General features: G+C 62.5%; 13 protein-coding genes. 10 read left to right on the top strand and 3 right to left on the bottom strand.

Features of this window, described 5'->3' with window-relative positions; translation table 11 throughout:
* A complete protein-coding gene (locus AC0IYH_RS04275) occupies positions 1 to 786 on the bottom strand; it encodes a DeoR/GlpR family DNA-binding transcription regulator (RefSeq protein WP_116628880.1) in 786 nt (261 codons plus the stop codon).
* A gap of 137 nt (positions 787 to 923) precedes the next feature.
* Here AC0IYH_RS04275 and AC0IYH_RS04270 point away from each other — a divergent pair, with 137 nt between their 5' ends.
* Positions 924 to 2,084, top strand: coding sequence for an alpha-hydroxy acid oxidase (locus AC0IYH_RS04270; RefSeq protein WP_471833046.1), 1,161 nt, complete (start codon positions 924 to 926; stop codon positions 2,082 to 2,084).
* Positions 2,085 to 2,276: 192 nt separating this feature from the next.
* On the opposite strand, the gene AC0IYH_RS04265 is transcribed toward AC0IYH_RS04270, so the two are convergent.
* Positions 2,277 to 3,203, bottom strand: a complete 927-nt coding sequence (locus AC0IYH_RS04265; RefSeq protein ID WP_116628882.1) for an alpha/beta hydrolase — start codon at positions 3,201 to 3,203, stop codon at positions 2,277 to 2,279.
* A 162-nt stretch (positions 3,204 to 3,365) separates the two neighbouring features.
* On the opposite strand from AC0IYH_RS04265, the gene AC0IYH_RS04260 reads away from it, so the two are divergent.
* From AC0IYH_RS04260 to uvrA, 8 genes are all read left to right on the top strand, one after another.
* On the top strand, positions 3,366 to 4,211 hold the full coding sequence (locus AC0IYH_RS04260; RefSeq protein ID WP_471833045.1) for an SDR family NAD(P)-dependent oxidoreductase: 846 nt from the start codon (positions 3,366 to 3,368) through the stop codon (positions 4,209 to 4,211).
* A gap of 32 nt (positions 4,212 to 4,243) precedes the next feature.
* On the top strand, positions 4,244 to 4,831 hold the full coding sequence (locus tag AC0IYH_RS04255) for an NUDIX domain-containing protein (RefSeq protein WP_122772284.1): 588 nt from the start codon (positions 4,244 to 4,246) through the stop codon (positions 4,829 to 4,831).
* 200 nt (positions 4,832 to 5,031) lie between these two features.
* Positions 5,032 to 5,649 (top strand): transcriptional repressor LexA, encoded by a 618-nt coding sequence (gene lexA / locus AC0IYH_RS04250; protein ID WP_471833044.1) that lies wholly within the window; start codon positions 5,032 to 5,034, stop codon positions 5,647 to 5,649.
* Complete coding sequence (imuA, locus tag AC0IYH_RS04245; RefSeq protein WP_116628885.1) at positions 5,649 to 6,263, top strand: translesion DNA synthesis-associated protein ImuA; 615 nt, start codon at positions 5,649 to 5,651, stop codon at positions 6,261 to 6,263. The genes lexA and imuA overlap by 1 nt, the downstream gene beginning before the upstream one ends.
* Positions 6,264 to 6,270: 7 nt before the next feature.
* Positions 6,271 to 7,683 carry a Y-family DNA polymerase gene (locus AC0IYH_RS04240; protein WP_471833043.1) on the top strand — a complete coding sequence of 471 codons (1,413 nt, stop codon included), beginning with the start codon at positions 6,271 to 6,273 and terminating at the stop codon, positions 7,681 to 7,683.
* Positions 7,659 to 10,751: an error-prone DNA polymerase gene (locus tag AC0IYH_RS04235; RefSeq protein WP_471833042.1), complete on the top strand. Its 3,093-nt coding sequence runs from the start codon at positions 7,659 to 7,661 to the stop codon at positions 10,749 to 10,751. The genes AC0IYH_RS04240 and AC0IYH_RS04235 overlap by 25 nt, the downstream gene beginning before the upstream one ends.
* 109 nt (positions 10,752 to 10,860) lie before the next feature.
* Positions 10,861 to 12,573, top strand: a complete 1,713-nt coding sequence (locus AC0IYH_RS04230; protein WP_471833041.1) for an ATP-binding protein — start codon at positions 10,861 to 10,863, stop codon at positions 12,571 to 12,573.
* Positions 12,570 to 15,089 (top strand): excinuclease ABC subunit UvrA, encoded by a 2,520-nt coding sequence (gene uvrA / locus AC0IYH_RS04225; protein WP_471833040.1) that lies wholly within the window; start codon positions 12,570 to 12,572, stop codon positions 15,087 to 15,089. Before AC0IYH_RS04230 ends, uvrA begins: the two co-directional genes overlap by 4 nt.
* Before the next feature lie 72 nt (positions 15,090 to 15,161).
* On the opposite strand, the gene AC0IYH_RS04220 is transcribed toward uvrA, so the two are convergent.
* On the bottom strand, positions 15,162 to 16,700 hold the full coding sequence (locus AC0IYH_RS04220) for a YadA family autotransporter adhesin (RefSeq protein WP_471833039.1): 1,539 nt from the start codon (positions 16,698 to 16,700) through the stop codon (positions 15,162 to 15,164).
* A 240-nt stretch (positions 16,701 to 16,940) separates the two neighbouring features.
* On the opposite strand from AC0IYH_RS04220, the gene AC0IYH_RS04215 reads away from it, so the two are divergent.
* Positions 16,941 to 17,753 carry an EAL domain-containing protein gene (locus AC0IYH_RS04215; protein ID WP_122771846.1) on the top strand — a complete coding sequence of 271 codons (813 nt, stop codon included), beginning with the start codon at positions 16,941 to 16,943 and terminating at the stop codon, positions 17,751 to 17,753.
* Positions 17,754 to 17,814: the final 61 nt, after the last annotated feature.

The following is a 17,814-nucleotide window of genomic DNA, read 5'->3' as shown; positions in this document are numbered from 1 at the left end:
CTACTCGACCTCCACCCGCAGCACTTCCAGCCCTAGCTGTTCATACGCCTCGACACTCGGCACATGCCATTCGGTGATTAACGTGTGGATGCGGTTGCATGGCGCCACCACAAACGGCTCCACCGCTCCGAGCTTGTCCGCCATGGTCACGGCGACGACCTGGGAGGCGCTGTCGAGCAAGGCTTGCTTGACCGCCACTTCATCAAAATGCAGCGAGCTGATGCCCACCTGCGGATGCAGTGCGCACACGCCGGTAAACAGCAGGTCGGCCTTGATGCTCTGGATCAGACGCACGGCTTCATGGCCGCTGGTGGAGAGGGTTGCGGGGTTGAGTTGGCCTCCGGCGAGGATCACTTTTACATCGGGATGATCGGCCAGGGCGATGGCAATCATCGGTGACGGCGTGACGACCGTGAGGCGGATCGAGCGCGGCAGCGACTGGGCAATCTGCAGCGTGGTGGAGCCGGAGTCGAACAGCACAATCTGGCCATCCTCCACACGGTCGGCCGCCAGTTTCGCGAGGCGGCGCTTGGCATCGTTGGTTTCACCGACACGGGTGAAAAAGTCTTTGCCGGTGTCCTTGGGCCGGGGCAGGGCGCCGCCGTGCACGCGCTGCAAAAGGCCTGCGGCGGCAAGTTCGCCGAGGTCGCGGCGGATGGTGTCCTGGGACACGGCAAAGTGCTCCACCAGGTCGGCGGCGGTGACTTTGCCGTCACGCTCCAGCAGCAACAGAATCTTCTGTTTGCGCAACGAGGGCAGGTCGATGGCGTGATGGGTGTTTTGCATGTTTGTGCGCTTTTTTGCGGGTTTGTGCGAGATTAGTCGCCTGCTCCTGTAAACGCAATGGCTGGTTGCGCCGCCGATGGGCGGTTACTCTCTTTGTTCAATTCAGTCTGTGCTCAGTTCAGGGAGAGGTGACCTAGATGTCGTTGATTACAACCATCGAAGATTTACGCAAGCTGGCGCAAAAACGTGTCCCTCGGATGTTTTACGACTACGCCGATTCCGGGTCCTGGACTGAGAGCACCTACCGGGCGAATGAAAGCGATTTTGCCCGGATCAAATTCCGCCAGCGGGTGGCGCGCAATATCGACGAGCGCTCGATCCGCGCCACCATGATTGGCCAGGACATGGCCATGCCGGTCGCCCTGGCACCCACCGGCCTGGCGGGTATGCAGCATGCCGACGGCGAGATTCTCACCGCCCGCGCCGCCGCGAAGTTTGGCCTGCGTTACACCTTGTCGACCATGAGCATCTGCTCCCTGGAGGACATCGCCGAACACGTCGGCCAGCCGTTCTGGTTCCAGCTGTATGTGATGCGCGACCGCGCCTTTGTCGAGCAATTGATCGAGCGGGCCAAGGCCGCCGGCGTGGATGCGCTGGTGCTGACCCTGGACCTGCAAATCCTCGGGCAACGCCACAAGGACTTGATCAACGGCTTGTCGGCGCCGCCCCGGCTGACCCTGCCGAATATCCTCAACATGGCCACCAAACCGCGCTGGGTGATGGGCATGCTCGGCACCAAGCGCCATGGCTTTGGCAATATCGTCGGGCACGTGAAGGGCGTGGCGGACATGGGTTCGCTGTCGTCATGGACCGCCCAGCAATTCGACCCCCGCCTGAGTTGGGACGATGTGGAGTGGATCAAGAAGTGCTGGGGCGGCAAGCTGATCATCAAGGGCATTCTGGATGTGGAAGACGCGCGCCTGGCGGCGAATGCCGGTGCCGATGCGTTGGTGGTGAGTAACCACGGTGGACGCCAGCTCGATGGTGCGCCGTCGAGCATCAGCCAACTGCCGGCGATTGTGGCGGCTGTGGGGGAGCGCATTGAAGTGTGGCTGGACGGCGGCATTCGCTCAGGGCAAGACGTGCTCAAGGCCATGGCGCTGGGTGCCAAGGGCACCATGATCGGTCGGCCGCATTTGTATGGTTTGGGGGCGATGGGTGAGGCGGGCGTGACCAAGGCACTCGAGATCATTGCCCGTGAGCTGGACGTGTCGATGGCGCTCTGTGGCTATAACGATATACGCGATGTGAATCATGAGATTTTGTTGCCTGGGACATTTCCTGAAAGCGTTTCTTGAGCAAAAAAATCGTAAAAAAATAAAAAGAGTTGTCCACGAAAACCGTGGGTATCTCTGTGGATAACTTTGCAAGACCCCGGCGGGTATGGCGATTTAACCCAAGGTTAATATTTGATCAATCTGCGGCGCGGGCCAGCATGGGCAGGGTTTGCGCTTGACAGCCAAGCGCGAACCCAGTGCCGAAAAGCACTTTTACGAGTCGCCGTTACGACCTGTGGAGTGCGTTACCACCTGCGCGGGCATCGTCGCCTGCATCAGGTTGTCGAGTGCCTGGCGATAGTTGCGACCGGCCAGGCTCATGCTGTTGTTATGCGTGGCGCCGGGTACCAGCAGCAAGCGCTTGGGTTCGCGCGCGGCTTCAAACAACTGCTGGCTGAAACGCGGTGGCACGTACTGATCGGCGAGGCCATGCACCACCAGCAGTGGCATATGCACGTCGGCAATCTTGTCGATGGAGTCGAACTTCTGCGACAGCAACCAGCGCACCGGCAACGAGGTGTTGGCCACCGCCGTGGCGACATCTGCCAGGGACGTAAAGGTCGACTCGATCACCAGCCCGCGCACCGGCAGCGGGGTTTGCTTGCCCAGCTCCACAGCCAGGTCGATAGCCACCGCGCCGCCCAGGGAGTGCCCGTAGATCAGGCGCTTGCTCGGGTCGGGTTGCAACACCTGGAAGCGTTCCCAGGCAATGCGCGCGTCTTCGTATACCGTGGTTTCCGACGGCAGCTCGCCCTGGCTTTGGCCAAAGCCGCGATAGTCGATGGCCAGCACCGAGTAGCCGAGTGCGTGCAATTGCTCGATGCGAAACAGCTGCCCGGTGAGATTCCAGCGCACGCCATGCAGGTAGAGGATCGCCGGGGCATCCTTGTTTGCCGCCGGGTACCACCAGCCATGAATGTTCTGCCCCGATTTGAAACTGCTGGGCTTGAGTTCGAATTCCTGCACCGCCTTGGGCAAGCCGCTGTACCAGCTGGCGGTGCCGGGCTCGATGCGAAACACCAGCTCGCGCTCCTTGTGTTGCAGCGCGGCGCAACCCACCGGCAGGCCGACGATCAACAGCGCCATGCACAGCAAGGGAAACCAGCGCAGGCTCAGGCGAGACAGAAAACGAGAAGACATGAAGGTTCCAGGGCAAAGGTGAAGCACGGGTTTTACCAGATGCCCCACACAGGCAGGAATTAATTCGACGGCCGCCCACGGCGATTGCTTGCAAAGTGTTACAGCATTGAACACCACGCGCCCGGGTTGTTAGGGTGGGCAGTCACACGGGAGAATAAGCACATGGATTTCACAGGTAAAACCGCCATTGTCACCGGTGGCGCGCGCGGGTTGGGGCTCAGCTATGCGCGGGCGCTGGCCCTGGCGGGTGCGCGGGTGGTGATCAGCGATATCGGTGCCGATAACACCGGTGCCGGCAACGACGCCTCGGTGGTAGAAACGGCGGCCAAGACCTTGCAGGCCGAAGGGCTGGCAGTGATCGGGCATGGCGGTGACCTGTCCACGAATGAAGGCTGCCGGCAACTGATTGCGTATGCCATCGAGGCATTCGGGCAGCTCGATATCCTGATCCATAACGCCGGTTGGGTGGGTTACCAGAACATTGCAGACCTTGACGTCGCGTTCCTGCAACGCGCCATGGACATCAACCTGTACGCGCCGCTGTGGTTGTGCAAACACGCCTGGCCGCACCTGCTGCGCTCATCTGCGCCGCGCATCATCCTCACTACCTCCGACCGGGCCATGTACGCGCAATATGAGCAGGCCGGGCTGGTGGCCTACAGCGCCGGCAAGATGGCGCAACTGGGGATCATGAATGCACTGAGCCATGAAGGTGCGCAGGCCGGGATTCGAGTCAACGCCATTTCGCCGGTAGCCAAAACCCGCATGTGGGGCGTGGTCGGTGAACCGGATGAACTCAAGCCAGAGTGGGTGGCGCCGGGGGTGTTGTTTCTTGCGTCAACGCAGTGCGAGGACACGGGCTATATCCTGCGGGCCAGCAACGGTCAATTCACCGCCACGCGTTTCACGGAAAACCCTGGTGTGGATTACCCGCGCGATCTGGCACGGATCAAGGCGGGCAGTGCGCAAGAGGTTGCGGCTGAGTGGCATCGCATCAAACAAGCATGAACCCGATTATTTCCAAGAGCACAGTACTGACCATGGACAACAGCCCCATTCGCATCACCGCCGAGGAGACCCTCTCGGATAACTGGTACCTGCTGAAAAAATACAGCTTCGACCTGCGCCGCCGCGACGGCAGCTGGCAAGCCCAGACCCGCGAGGTATACGACCGCGGCAACGGCGCGACCCTCCTGCTGTACAACCGCGAGCAACGCACGGTGTTGCTGATTCGCCAGTTCCGCATGCCCACGTTCGTCAACGATTACCCCGGTTACCTGATCGAAGCGGCGGCGGGGTTGCTGGATAACGCCAGCCCCGAGGAGCGCATTCGCCTGGAAGCCGAGGAAGAGACGGGGTATCGCGTGGGGCATGTGGAGAAGATCTACGCGGCGTTCATGAGCCCGGGCTCGGTGACTGAGCGGATTCACTTTTTTATCGGTGAGTATCAGCCGGGGGATCGCGTGGGCGTTGGTGGTGGGCTGGAGGAGGAGGGCGAGGATATCGAGGTGCTGGAGCTGGGGTTTGAGCAGGCCTTGGCGATGGTGCAGGACGGGGAGATTGTGGATGGGAAGACCATCATGCTGTTGCAGCATCTGGAGTTGCGGATGTTGAAAGAGGGGTGGTGAGGCGATCAAACATGTGGGAGGGGGCTTGCCCCCGATGGCAGTGAGTCAGTTACACATTTATCAACTGACACATCCTCATCGGGGGCAAGCCCCTCCCACATTTTTGACTCGGTTCACTTATGAAGTGCCGGTCGGCTCCAGGTCCAGCCACCCCCCCCCCGACTGCCGGCTATTGTCAGAAATATCTCACAAGAGTACAAATGTACTCCATGACGACCCTGACCCCCCGCCGCACCGCCATCCTGACCTTCATCCGCGACCGTATCGCGCAACAAGGCCAGCCCCCCAGCCTCGCCGAGATCGCCGAGGCGTTTGGTTTCGCCTCGCGTAGCGTTGCGCGTAAACACGTGGTGGCCCTGACCGAAGCCGGCTTTATCGAGGTCAACCCCAACCAGGCGCGCGGCATCCGCCTGCTCAACCAACCTCCACGCCCCGAATGGCTGGATATCCCCGTGCTTGGCCGAGTCGCCGCCGGCCTGCCCATCGGCGCCGATGCCGAAGTGCACAACCGCCTGCAACTCGACCCCGCCACTTTCGCGAAAACCCCGGACTACCTGCTGCGGGTCCAGGGCGATTCGATGATCGAGGACGGCATCCTCGACGGTGACCTGGTCGGCGTACGCCGCAGCGCCGAGGCCTTGAACGGGCAGATCGTGGTGGCGCGCCTGGACGGCGAAGTCACCATCAAGCGTTTCGAACGCCACGGCGACCATGTGCGCCTGTTGCCACGCAACCCCGCGTACCAACCCATCGTGGTGGGCCCTGACCAGGACCTGGCCATCGAAGGCGTGTTCTGCGGCCTGGTGAGGCAAGGGTGATGGGCGCCGTGGTTGCGCTGGATACGCTGTTCAACGGCGGCCGCGTCTGGAAGGGCCGGCCTGCCGCGCCGCCGGCCAGTGTGCACCCCACCGGGCTGGCGGCGCTGGACGCGGTGCTGCCCACGGGCGGCTGGCCGGAAGCGGCCTTGAGCGAAATCCTGATGGCCAGGGAGGGCGTGGGCGAGTTGCAACTGGTGCTGCCGACCCTGGCGCGCTTGTCAAAGGCCGGTGAGCGCATTGTGCTGGTGGCGCCGCCCTACACGCCGTATCCCCATGCCTGGCAGAACGCCGGGGTGGACTTGCGCCAGCTGTCGGTGGTGCAGGCCGAGGAGCGCGATGCACTGTGGGCGGTGGAGCAATGCCTGCGTTCGGGCAGTTGCGGCGCGGTGCTGTGCTGGCCGCGCAAGGCCGATGACCGCGCACTGCGGCGCTTGCAGGTGGCCGCCGAAACCGGCCAGACCCTGGCGTTTGCCTGGCGTGCCTTGGGCGAAGCGATCAACGCATCGCCCGCCGCCTTGCGCCTGGCGGTCGAGACAAAACCTGCGCAAGTGCGCGTGCTCAAGTGCCGGGGCGGTTTGGCCCACCCGGCGCCGATTGCACTGGCGGGGCACTGAGGTTGCCATGCGCTGGGTGTGTATTGTGTTCCCGCAATTGGCGCTGAACGGGGTGCAGCGTCTGCACCCTGAACCGGATCAGCCGCTGGCACTGCTGGCCGGCACGCCGCAGCGGCGCGTGCTGCAAACCGTCAATGAGGCTGCGCGTGCCTTGGGCCTGCGCCCCGGGCAGTCCCTGACGGCGGCGCAGGCCCTGGCCAAGACCTTTACCTGCGCCGAATACGACCCCGTGGATATCGAGCGCTGGCAGCAGTTTCTAGCCGCCTGGGCCTACCGTTTCAGCTCCCAGGTCAGCGTGTATTACCCGCGTGCGTTGCTGTTCGAGATCGAGTCGAGCCTGGGCCTGTTCGGGCCCTGGCCGCAGTTCGAGGCGCGCTTGCGCAAGGAGCTGACCGAGCTGGGTTTTCGCCACCGCATCGTCGCCGCGCCCAACCCGGCGGCCGCACGGGTGCTGGCGAATATCTACGATGGCCTGGCCGTCGACGATGAGGCCTTGATGCCGGCCCTGGCGCCGCTGCCCATCGACCGCGCCGGCCTTGAACCGCAGGCCGCCACGGCCTTGGCGCGCATGGGCTTGCGCACCCTGGCCCAAGTGCAGGCGTTGCCCCGGCATACCCTGGCGCGGCGCTTTGACGCCACGCTGCTCAAACACCTGGATGCCCTGGCCGGGCAGCGGCCCTTGGCACTGGCGTTCTACCAGCCGCCGGACCAGTTCGACGTGCGCATCGAGTTGAATTTCGATGTGCAATCCCACCAGGCCTTGTTGTTTCCCTTACGCCGCTTGACCGGCGATCTGTCCGCGTTCCTCTGCGGGCGCGACAGTGGCGTGCAGTGTTTCGACCTGCACCTGGAACATGCCCAGGCGCCGGACAGCGTGATCAAGGTTGGCCTGCTGAGTGCCGAGCGTGAACCGGCGATGCTGTTCGAACTGGCCCGAGGGCGCCTGGAACAGGTGCAAGTCAGCTCACCCGTGCGCGGCTTTCGCCTGGTGGCCCAGGACCTGCCGGTGTTCGTGCCGCAACGCCAGGACCTGTTCGACGACCGCCCGCAACAGACCTTGCCCTGGGAGCAACTGCGCGAACGCCTGCGTGCAAGGCTGGGCGACGAGGCCGTGCAAGGCCTGCGCTTTCACGCCGACCACCGCCCCGAATGCGCCTGGCAAGCCGCGGCCGACAGCCGCGCCTGCCCAACCTTGAACAAGGTGCAGCGCCCCGGCTGGTTGCTGCATGAACCGACCTTGCTGGCCGAGCAGGGCGTGCAGATATTGATGGGCCCGGAGCGGATCGAATCCGGCTGGTGGGACGGCGCCGATGTCCGCCGCGATTACTACCTGATCCAGACCCGCGCCGGCCAGCAAGGCTGGGCCTATCGCAGCGTGGGCCAAAGCGACGGGCTGTGGCTGCAAGGCTGGTTCGCATGAGTTATGCCGAGTTGCATTGCCTGTCCAATTTCAGTTTCCAGCGCGGCGCCTCCAGCGCGCTGGAGTTGTTCGAACGGGCCAAGCGCCAGGGCTACAGCGCGCTGGCTATAACCGATGAATGCACCCTGGCAGGCATCGTGCGCGCCTGGCAGGCGGCGAAGGCGGTGGAGTTGCCGCTGATTATCGGCAGCGAGATGCGCCTCGAAAACGGCCCGAAACTGGTGCTGCTGGTGGAAGACCTCAGCGGCTATCAACACCTGTGCCGCTTGATTACCCTGGCCCGGCGGCGCGCCGAAAAGGGCAGCTATCGCCTGTTGCAGGCAGACTTCGACCAACCCATGCCCGGCCTGCTGGCGCTATGGGTGGCGGAGGATCGCGACACCCAGGCCGAGATCCAATGGCTGCGCGAAACCTTCGCCGAACGCCTGTGGCTGGCGGTGCACCTGCACTGCGGCCAGGATGATGCGCGCCATCTGCAGCAACGCCTGCAACTGGCCGCCAGTTTGAACATTCCGGCGGTGGCCTGCGGCGATGTGCACATGCATGCGCGCGGTCGCCGGGCGCTGCAAGACACCATGACCGCCATCCGCCATCACGTGCCGGTGGCCGAAGCCGGTACGCGCCTGCACCCCAATGGCGAGCGGCATCTGCGCAGCCTCGATGCCCTGGCCGCGCTGTACCCGCCCGCGCTGCGCGACGAAACCCTGGCCATCGCGCAACGCTGCACCTTCGACCTCAGCCAGTTGCGCTACCACTACCCCCGCGAGCTGGTGCCCACCGGCCATGACGCGCAATCCTGGCTGCGCCACGTGACCGAAGAAGGTATCGCCCATCGCTGGCCGCAAGGGGTGGATGCCAAGACCTTGCAGCAGATCAGCAAGGAGTTGGCGTTGATCAGCGAGCTGGGCTACGAAAGTTATTTCCTCACGGTGCATGACATCGTGCGCTTCGCCCGCAGCCGTTCGATCCTGTGTCAGGGCCGGGGCTCGGCGGCCAACTCGGCAGTGTGTTTTGCCTTGGGCATCACCGAGATCGACCCCAGCCTGAGCGACATGCTGTTCGAGCGCTTTCTCTCCCGCGAGCGCAACGAGCCGCCGGACATCGACGTGGATTTCGAACACGAACGCCGCGAAGAAGTGCTGCAATACGTGTTCGAGCGCTACGGCCGCACCCGCGCGGCGCTGACGGCGGTGGTCAGCAGTTACCACGCGGCCGGTGCGGTGCGCGATGTGGCCAAGGCCCTCGGCTTGCCGCCAGACCAGATCAACGCCCTGGCCGACTGCTGCGGGCGCTGGAGCGATGACGCGCCGCCCCTGGAGCGCCTGCGTGAAGGCGGCTTCGACCCCGACAGCCCGATCCTGCGCCGCGTGCTTACCCTGACCCAGCAACTGATCGGCTTCCCGCGGCACCTGTCCCAGCACCCTGGCGGCTTCGTGATTTCCGAATACCCGCTGGACACTCTGGTGCCGGTGGAAAACGCCGCCATGGCCGAGCGCACCATCATCCAGTGGGACAAGGACGACCTCGACGCCGTAGGCCTGCTCAAGGTGGATATCCTCGCCCTGGGCATGCTCAGTGCGATCCGCCGCTGTTTCGACTTGCTGCGCCGCCATCGCAACCAGGACCTGGCCCTGGCGACGATCCCCAAGGAAGACCCGGCCACCTACGCGATGATCAGCAAGGCCGACACCATCGGCGTGTTCCAGATCGAGTCGCGGGCGCAGATGTCGATGCTGCCCCGGCTCAAGCCGCAGACGTTTTATGACTTGGTGATCGAAGTGGCGATTGTGCGGCCGGGGCCGATCCAGGGCGGCATGGTGCATCCGTATCTGCGGCGGCGGAACAAGGAGGAGGAGACCACTTATCCGTCGCCAGAGCTGGAAACGGTGCTTAAACGCACCCTGGGCATTCCATTGTTTCAGGAGCAGGTGATGCAGATTGCCATGGTCGCCGCCGACTATGGCCCCGGCGAGGCCGATCAGTTGCGCCGCTCCATGGCCGCCTGGAAGCGCCACGGTGGCCTGGAACCGCACCAGGCCCGCCTGCGCGCCGGCATGCTGAAAAATGGCTACACCGAAGCGTTTGCTGCGCAGATCTTCGAGCAGATCAAGGGCTTTGGCAGCTATGGTTTTCCCGAGTCTCACGCGGCCAGTTTTGCCCTGCTGACCTACGCCAGTTGCTGGCTCAAGTGCCATGAACCGGCGGCCTTCGCCTGTGCGCTGATCAACAGCTGGCCTATGGGGTTCTACAGCCCGGACCAGATCCTGCAGGACGCGCGGCGCCATCGCTTGCAGATTCGCCCGGTGGACGTGCTGGCCAGTGACTGGGATTGCAGCCTGGAGCCCATCGACGGTGCGCAACCGGCGATTCGCCTGGGCTTGCGCATGATCACCGGGTTTCGCGAAGAGGATGGGCGGCGCCTCGAAGCGGCGCGTCAACGCTGCACGTTCAGCGACATTGCCGACCTCGACGCGCGCGCCGGGCTGGATGCCCGCGCCCAGGCATTGCTGGCGGATGCCGGGGCCTTGCGCGCGTTGGCCGGCAACCGGCATTCGGCACGCTGGGAAGTGGCGGGGGTGCATAAGCAGTTGGGCTTGTTCGCGGGCCTGCCCAGCCCCGACGAAGCCGTGGTGGAACTGCCGTCGCCCACGGTGGGTGAGGACTTGCAGGCCGATTACGCCATGCTTGGCACCACCCTTGGCCCGCATCCGCTGGCGTTGTTGCGGGCCGAGTTGCGCAAGCGACGTTGCCGCAGCTCCGTGGAGCTGATGGCGGTGGAGCATGGGCGCAATGTCAGCGTGGCCGGGCTGGTCACCGGTCGGCAGCGCCCGGGCACGGCCAGCGGGGTGACCTTTGTTACGCTGGAGGATGAATTCGGCAACCTCAATGTGGTGGTCTGGCGCGACCTGGCCGAGCGCCAACGCCAGGCGCTGGTGGGCTCGCGGCTGCTCAAGGTGGATGGGCGCTGGGAGGCGGTGGGCGAGGTGCGACACCTGATCGCCGGGCGCCTCACCGACCTGACGCCGCTGCTGGAAGGGATCAACGTGCGCAGCCGGGATTTTCACTGACGTCAGTGACTTGTACGACGACTGCCCCTAAGTTATACAAGATGAAACGATTCGCCTTCGGCGCGCTCCAAATTTTGCGGCTGTCTTCTCTTTTGCGCAGAGTCAAACGATGCAATTTTTATCCAACCCCCATGGCTGTGAAGGTTGGGCCGGCGAAATGGCCCAGCGGATTCGCGCGTTCGACTGGTCGACTACCGACCTCGGCCCACTCGATCAATGGTCCACCAGCCTGGCCTGTACCGTGCAACTGATGCTGGCCTCGCCGGTGCCCATGGTGATGTTGTGGGGGCCGATGGGCTACATGATCTACAACGACAGCTATTCGGTGTTTGCCGGCGGTCGGCACCCGTATTTGCTGGGTACGCAAGTCGCCCTGGGCTGGCCGGAAGTGGCTGATTTCAACCGCCACGTGATGGACACCTGCCTGGCCGGCGGCACCTTGTCGTTCAACAACAAGGACCTGGTGCTGCTGCGCAACGGCAAGCCTGAAACCGTGTGGCTGGACCTGTATTACAGCCCCGTCGCCGGCGATAACCAGCAACCGGCCGGGGTGCTGGCGATCGTAGTGGAGACCACCGAGCACGTGCATTCCGAGCGCGTGCGTCAGGAACTCACCCACAACCTTGAACAACGCGTGGCCGCCGAAGTACAGGCGCGCTCTGCCGCGGAAGAGCAACTGCGCCAGTCGCAGAAGCTGGAAGCCATCGGCGGCCTCACCGGCGGCGTGGCCCATGACTTCAATAACCTGCTGCAAGTGATCTCCGGCAATCTGCATTTGCTCGCCCGCCACGAGCCGGATAACGCCCAGGTGCAGCGCCGCGTCAGTGCCGCCATTGCGGCCGTGGAGCGTGGCGCCAAGCTGTCGGCGCAACTGCTGGCGTTTGCACGGCGCCAGCCGTTGTCGCCGGCGGTGTATAACCCGCAGCGCATCTACGCCGGCCTCGGCGAACTGCTGCAACGTGCGCTGGGCGAAACCATTCATATCGATGTGCAATTGCCCGTTGAGTCCTGGTGCATCAACGTTGACCGCAACCAGTTGGAAAACGCGCTGCTCAACCTGGCGATCAATGCCCGCGACGCCATGAAAGGCGAGGGCGTGATTCGCATCAGCGGCGAAAACATCATCCTCAACCCCGACGATTGCGTGGGCAAAAGCGTCAGCCCCGGCGAGTACGTGCGCCTGGCGGTGACCGACACCGGCGTGGGCATGCCGCCGGCGATCCGCGCGAAGGTGTTCGAACCGTTTTTCACCACCAAGCGTGACGGCCATGGCACCGGCCTGGGCCTGAGCATGGTGTTCGGCTTTGTGCGCCAAAGCGGCGGGCATGTGGAGGTCAGCAGCGAAGTCGGCCAGGGCACGGTGGTGCAGTTGTACTTCCCGCGCAGCCTTGGCGAAGAAAGCCTGGAAGAGCCGGCCGAGCCTGTGGCGCCGGTGGGCGGCCAGGAAACCATCCTGGTGGTTGAAGACAATGAAGGCGTGCGCCTGACCGTGGTGGAAGTGCTCGAAGAATCGGGCTACACGGTGGTCACCGCCGAGGACGGCGACCAGGCCATGTCCAAGCTGCAAGCCGGCCTGCAACCGGAGCTGATTTTCACCGATGTGGTGATGCCCGGGCGCACCAAAAGCACCGACCTGGCCGAGTGGGCCCGCGCGCAATCTCCCCCCGTGGCGGTGCTGTTCACCTCTGGCCACACCCGCGACATCCTGTCGACCAACCATCTGCTAAGCCCCGATATTCACCTGCTGAGCAAGCCCTACAGCCCCGAAGCCCTGGCGCAACGGGTGCGCAGCGTGCTCTCGGCCCATCAAGGTTGCCCATGACTTCACAGCGCGACATCCCCCCGATCACTGCCCAGCGCCCAGGTTTTGTGCGCGTACGTGGCGCCCGCGAACACAACCTGCGTAACGTCGATGTGGACATTCCTCGGGATGCCCTGGTGGTGTTTACCGGCGTGTCCGGCTCGGGCAAGTCATCCCTGGCGTTTTCCACCGTGTATGCCGAGGCCCAGCGCCGCTATTTCGAGTCGGTGGCGCCCTATGCACGGCGGCTGATCGACCAGGTGGGCGTGCCGGATGTGGACTCCATCGAAGGCCTGCCACCGGCCGTGGCCCTGCAACAGCAGCGCGGCACGCCGAGCGCGCGTTCGTCGGTGGGCAGCGTGACCACCTTGTCGAGTCTGATCCGTATGCTGTATTCGCGCGCCGGCAGCTACCCGCCGGGGCAGGCGATGCTGTACGCCGAGGACTTTTCGCCGAACCTGCCCCAGGGCGCCTGCCCGCAATGCCACGGCCTGGGCCGCGTGTATGAGGTGACTGAGGCGCTGATGGTGCCGGATCCGTCGCTGACGATTCGCCAACGCGCCGTGGCGGCCTGGCCGTTGGCGTGGCAGGGGCAGAACCTGCGCGACATCCTGGTAACCCTTGGCTATGACGTCGACATCCCCTGGCGCGACCTGCCGAAAAAGCAGCGCGACTGGATTCTCTTCACCGAAGAAACCCCCACCGCCCCTGTGTACGCCGGCTTCACCCCCGAACAGACCCGCGACGCGGTAAAGCGCAAGCTGGAGCCGAGTTACCAGGGCACGTTCAGCGGCGCGCGGCGCTATATCCTGCACACCTTCACCCACACCCAAAGCGCGCTGATGAAAAAGCGCGTGTCGCAGTTCATGCAGGGCAGCGCCTGCCCGTTGTGCGAGGGCAAACGGTTGAACAAGGCCGCGTTGTCGGTGAAGTTTGCCGGGCTGGACATTGGTGAGTTGGCGCAACTGTCGCTGACCCGGCTGGCCGAGGTGCTGCGGCCGGTGGCGGCGGGTCAGGACAAGATGAAACTGTCGGTGGAAAAGCGCCTGGCCGCCCAGCGTATCGCCGAGGATTTGCTCGAGCGCGTGAGCACCTTGACCGAGCTGGGCCTGGGTTATCTGTCCCTGGAGCGCAGCACGCCGACCCTGTCGTCCGGCGAGCTGCAACGCCTGCGCCTGGCCACGCAATTGGGCTCGCAGCTGTTCGGCGTGATCTACGTGCTGGATGAGCCCTCGGCGGGGCTGCACCCGGCGGATGGCGAAGCGCTGTTCACTGCGCTGGAGCGTTTGAAGGCGGCAGGCAACTCCTTGTTTGTGGTGGAGCATGACCTGGAAACCATGCGCCGCGCCGACTGGCTGATCGACGTCGGCCCGGCCGCCGGCGAGCATGGCGGGCAAGTGCTGTACAGCGGGCCGCCGGCCGGTTTGGCGGGCGTTGAGGCGTCGCAAACCCGGGCATATCTGTTTGCCGAACGGCGCGCTTTGAACCCGGCGCGCCGCGAACCCAGCGGCTGGCTGAGCCTGCAAGGTGTAACGCGCAACAACCTCAAGAATTTGAATGTGGAATTCCCTCTGGGCTGCTTTACAGCCGTCACCGGGATTTCCGGCTCGGGCAAGTCCAGCCTGGTCAGCCAGGCGCTGCTGGAACTGGTGGGCAGCGGCCTCGGCAGCCGCGTGGAAAATGACGAAGAGCCGAGTTTGGAAGATGATGCGCCGCAAACCAGCGGCGGGCACATCAGCGCAGGCCTTGAGCACATCCGCCGCCTGGTGCAGGTGGACCAGAAGCCCATTGGCCGCACCCCGCGCTCGAACCTGGCGACCTACACCGGGTTATTCGACAACGTGCGCAAACTGTTCGCAGCCACGGCTGCGGCGAAAAAGCGCGATTACGACGCGGGGCAATTTTCCTTCAATGTCGCCAAGGGCCGCTGCCCGAATTGCGAAGGCGAGGGCTTTGTCAGCGTTGAATTGCTGTTCATGCCCAGCGTGTACGCGCCATGCCCGACCTGCCACGGCGCGCGCTATAACCCCGAGACCCTGGCGATCAAATGGCAAGGCCTGAACATCGCCGAAGTGTTGGGGCTCACGGTGGAACAGGCGGTGGAGGTGTTTGCCGAACAACCTGGCGTGCTGCGCTCGTTGCAGACGCTGCGCGATATCGGCCTGGGGTATCTGCGTCTGGGCCAACCGGCGACCGAGCTTTCCGGCGGCGAGGCGCAGCGCATCAAGCTGGCCACCGAGCTGCAACGCAATGCCCGCGGCGCCACCTTGTATGTGCTGGATGAGCCGACCACAGGCTTGCACCCACGGGATGTCGACCGCTTGCTCAGCCAACTCAACCACTTGGTGGACGCCGGGCACACGGTGGTCGTGGTGGAACATGAAATGCGCGTGGTGGCCCAGAGTGACTGGGTGATCGATATCGGGCCGGGGGCAGGGGATTTGGGCGGGAAGGTGGTGGCCAGTGGGCCGCCACAAAAAGTCGCCAAGAGCAAAACCAGCCGCACCGCGCCGTTTCTGGCGCGAGAGCTGGGCTAAACAAAAAAACCTGCGAGCCAAGTAGCTCGCAGGTTTTTACCGTTCAGCCTTCCAACAGGCTGGCAGAGGTGCTTACCACTGATAGCCAACCCCTACACTCACCCCTGTGTCGCCCTGAGTGCTGGTGGACGCCTGCAGTTTGCTCACCCAGTGACCATTGTCCGACACGTGCGAGACACCTGCCGCGATGGCGGATTGACCCCGATAGTTACTCACGCCCACACCGGTCAAGCTGGCCCCGGCGACGTACGGTTGTGGCAGGCTGGCCATCGCCATGGCGCCGGCAATGCCTGCACTGAGGGTATCGTCCTGTTTGTGCAGGTCCTTTTTCAGCTGGTTGAAGCGCGTGTCGGTGTAATCCCTGGCCTGGCCCACGGTCTTGTTCAACTGCGCGACGTTCACACCATCGGTGGCCTGGGTGCCGGCAGCCACGTTGGTGAGTTGACGCTCACGGTTTGTGCTGCCGATGGACACTGTGTCTGCACGGTCGGCCACGGAATCACTGCCCAGCGCGGTGGAGTTATTGGCAGTAGCCTTGGCATTTTTGCCCAGCGCGAGACTGCTTTCGCCGGTGGCGGTGGCCTTTTCACCCACTGCTACCGAGCGTTTGTCTGCTTTTACTTGATTGCCCAGCGCTACCGACTGGTTGTCAGCGGCGACTTCATTTCCTTGAGCAATCGACTGGTTGTCAGCGGAGACTATATTTCCTTGAGCAATCGACTGCTTGTCAGCGCCGACTACATTTCCTTGAGCAATCGACTGGTTGTCAGCGCCGACTACATTTCCTTGAGCAATCGACTGGTTGTCAGCGCCGACTACATTGCCATGAGCGCTTGACTGGTGGTCAGCGGCGGCGAGATTGCCGTGGGCGCTGGATTGGTTGTCGGCGGCGGTGAGGTTGCCGTGGGCGCTGGACTGGTTGTCAGCGTCGGCGTAATTGCCGTGGGCGCTGGACTGGTTGTCAGCGTAGACGTCATTGCCGTGGGCGCTGGACTGGTTGATAGCGTCGGCCGTATTACCGTGGGCGCTGGACTGGTTGTAAGCATTGGCTTTATTGCCGTGGGCGCTGGACTGGTTGTCAGTGTAGACATCATTGCCGTGGGCGCTGGACTGGTTGTAAGCATTGGCTTTATTGCCGTGGGCGCTGGACTGGTTGTCAGCGTAGACGTCATTGCCTTGGGCGATGGACTGTCTGTCAGCACTGGCGCTATTGCCATGAGCGCTGGACTGGTGGTCAGCGATGTTGTTAATGCCTTGAGCGATCGACTCGTTATAAGCAATGTTGTTACTCCCCAAAACGACCGATTTGTTATACGCGCTGGAATTATTTCCGACGGATGTCGAGTTATTTTCAGCATGGACGGAATGCCCGTACTCAACGACGGACTCGGCCTGTACGCTGGAAACGTTAAAGATCAGGAAAAGAAAGCCTACAACAGAAAGAGTGCATGCCTGCGTGCTGTACTTGAATTGAATGACAGGCTTTTGATGGTTTGAAAATGTCGATGATTGATGGGGTTTGATCGAATGCTTGTCGCCAATTAAGCGATTAAGTGCATGCCGTGCAAAAGTGAAAGCATGCGTTGGGTTTAAGTGTTTGTGCGAGTTCATAGTGTCGACCAATCCAAGTATTAATCAAGTATTAAATGGGACTCACACTGTTATTTAGTGGTGAGTAGTTGCTCGACTATTCAATCGTTACTTGTGGCGGGGTGACATAGTACTAATTCTAAAAAAAGTCATTGCTGGAACTTTGCTGTGAAAGTTTGTTAATTAGAATTAGTACTATTCTGGCCGTGCATGATTCGCGATACGTTAGGCATACAAATGTAAGAAATTGGATGCGTGGCCATGAGTGATTTAAACGAGAGTGCTAAAGTTTTGCTGGCTGTAAACAGGCTTGGCGGCCCCACTGAACAAGACATTGATGATGGACTCAAACACGGCGAATTCGTTGTGTTCTATCAGCCTATCTGTGCACCCGTTACGCGACAGGTGCTGGGGTTTGAGGCGCTGTTGCGTTGGCGTCGGGGTGGAAAGGACCTGCACCGTCCAGATGTGTTCATTACCCTCGCAGAGCGAACCGGGCGCATCGGTGCGTTGGGGACTTACGTGTTGAAAAGTGCGTGTGCACAATTGGCAGCATTTCGCCGTCGAGGCATGCATGACCTGTTTATGTCGATCAATCTTTCTCCCGGTCAGGTGGCCGCAGACCCTGATAATTTTGTAAACGGGGTGCTGGCACAGCTGCGTTTGCACGGCATTCCGGCAGACAAATTACAACTTGAGATAACCGAAAGTATGCCATGGGACGTTCAAGGCGGGCTTCCAGGCGTGGTACGTGCACTTCGTGGCCGAGGGGTCCGCGTGGTGCTCGACGATTTTTTTTGCGGACATATGGCGATGGAGAAATTGCTGTTTCTGGAGGTCGACGGGCTAAAGATTAGCCCCGCTTGTCCAGTCTCTCAGGCAGGAGTCTATGGGCGAAAACAGCGCTGTATCATCGAAGCTACTTGGTTTCTTTGCACGCTTCTGGAAATCGACCTGGTGGTCGAGCAAGTTGAAAGCCAGCTTCAAGACGTATGGTTGGGGAAGTTTGCAGGTGGGGCCGTACAAGGAAATTTTTATGGCAAGCCAGAACCTATCTATACTGGAGTCGAATAATTAAAGGCATTCAAAAGCAGAGTGCTGCGCAAGACAGAGGGCCGAATGAGTGGCCTGTTTC

The organism is Pseudomonas sp. AC463 (assembly GCF_979253585.1).
This window is presented reverse-complemented; position numbering and strand designations above follow the sequence as displayed.

Bases quoted from the DNA above. Each gene is read 5' to 3' on its own strand.
- AC0IYH_RS04230 (WP_471833041.1), top strand. From the start codon at position 10,861: ATGCAATTTTTATCCAACCCCCATGGCTGTGAAGGTTGGGCCGGCGAA.
- uvrA (WP_471833040.1), top strand. From the start codon at position 12,570: ATGACTTCACAGCGCGACATCCCCCCGATCACTGCCCAGCGCCCAGGT.
- imuA (WP_116628885.1), top strand. From the start codon at position 5,649: ATGGGCGCCGTGGTTGCGCTGGATACGCTGTTCAACGGCGGCCGCGTC.
- AC0IYH_RS04270 (WP_471833046.1), top strand. From the start codon at position 924: ATGTCGTTGATTACAACCATCGAAGATTTACGCAAGCTGGCGCAAAAA.
- AC0IYH_RS04265 (WP_116628882.1), bottom strand. From the start codon at position 3,203: ATGTCTTCTCGTTTTCTGTCTCGCCTGAGCCTGCGCTGGTTTCCCTTG.
- AC0IYH_RS04215 (WP_122771846.1), top strand. From the start codon at position 16,941: ATGAGTGATTTAAACGAGAGTGCTAAAGTTTTGCTGGCTGTAAACAGG.
- AC0IYH_RS04275 (WP_116628880.1), bottom strand. From the start codon at position 786: ATGCAAAACACCCATCACGCCATCGACCTGCCCTCGTTGCGCAAACAG.
- AC0IYH_RS04240 (WP_471833043.1), top strand. From the start codon at position 6,271: ATGCGCTGGGTGTGTATTGTGTTCCCGCAATTGGCGCTGAACGGGGTG.
- AC0IYH_RS04255 (WP_122772284.1), top strand. From the start codon at position 4,244: ATGGACAACAGCCCCATTCGCATCACCGCCGAGGAGACCCTCTCGGAT.
- AC0IYH_RS04220 (WP_471833039.1), bottom strand. From the start codon at position 16,700: ATGAACTCGCACAAACACTTAAACCCAACGCATGCTTTCACTTTTGCA.
- AC0IYH_RS04260 (WP_471833045.1), top strand. From the start codon at position 3,366: ATGGATTTCACAGGTAAAACCGCCATTGTCACCGGTGGCGCGCGCGGG.
- lexA (WP_471833044.1), top strand. From the start codon at position 5,032: ATGTACTCCATGACGACCCTGACCCCCCGCCGCACCGCCATCCTGACC.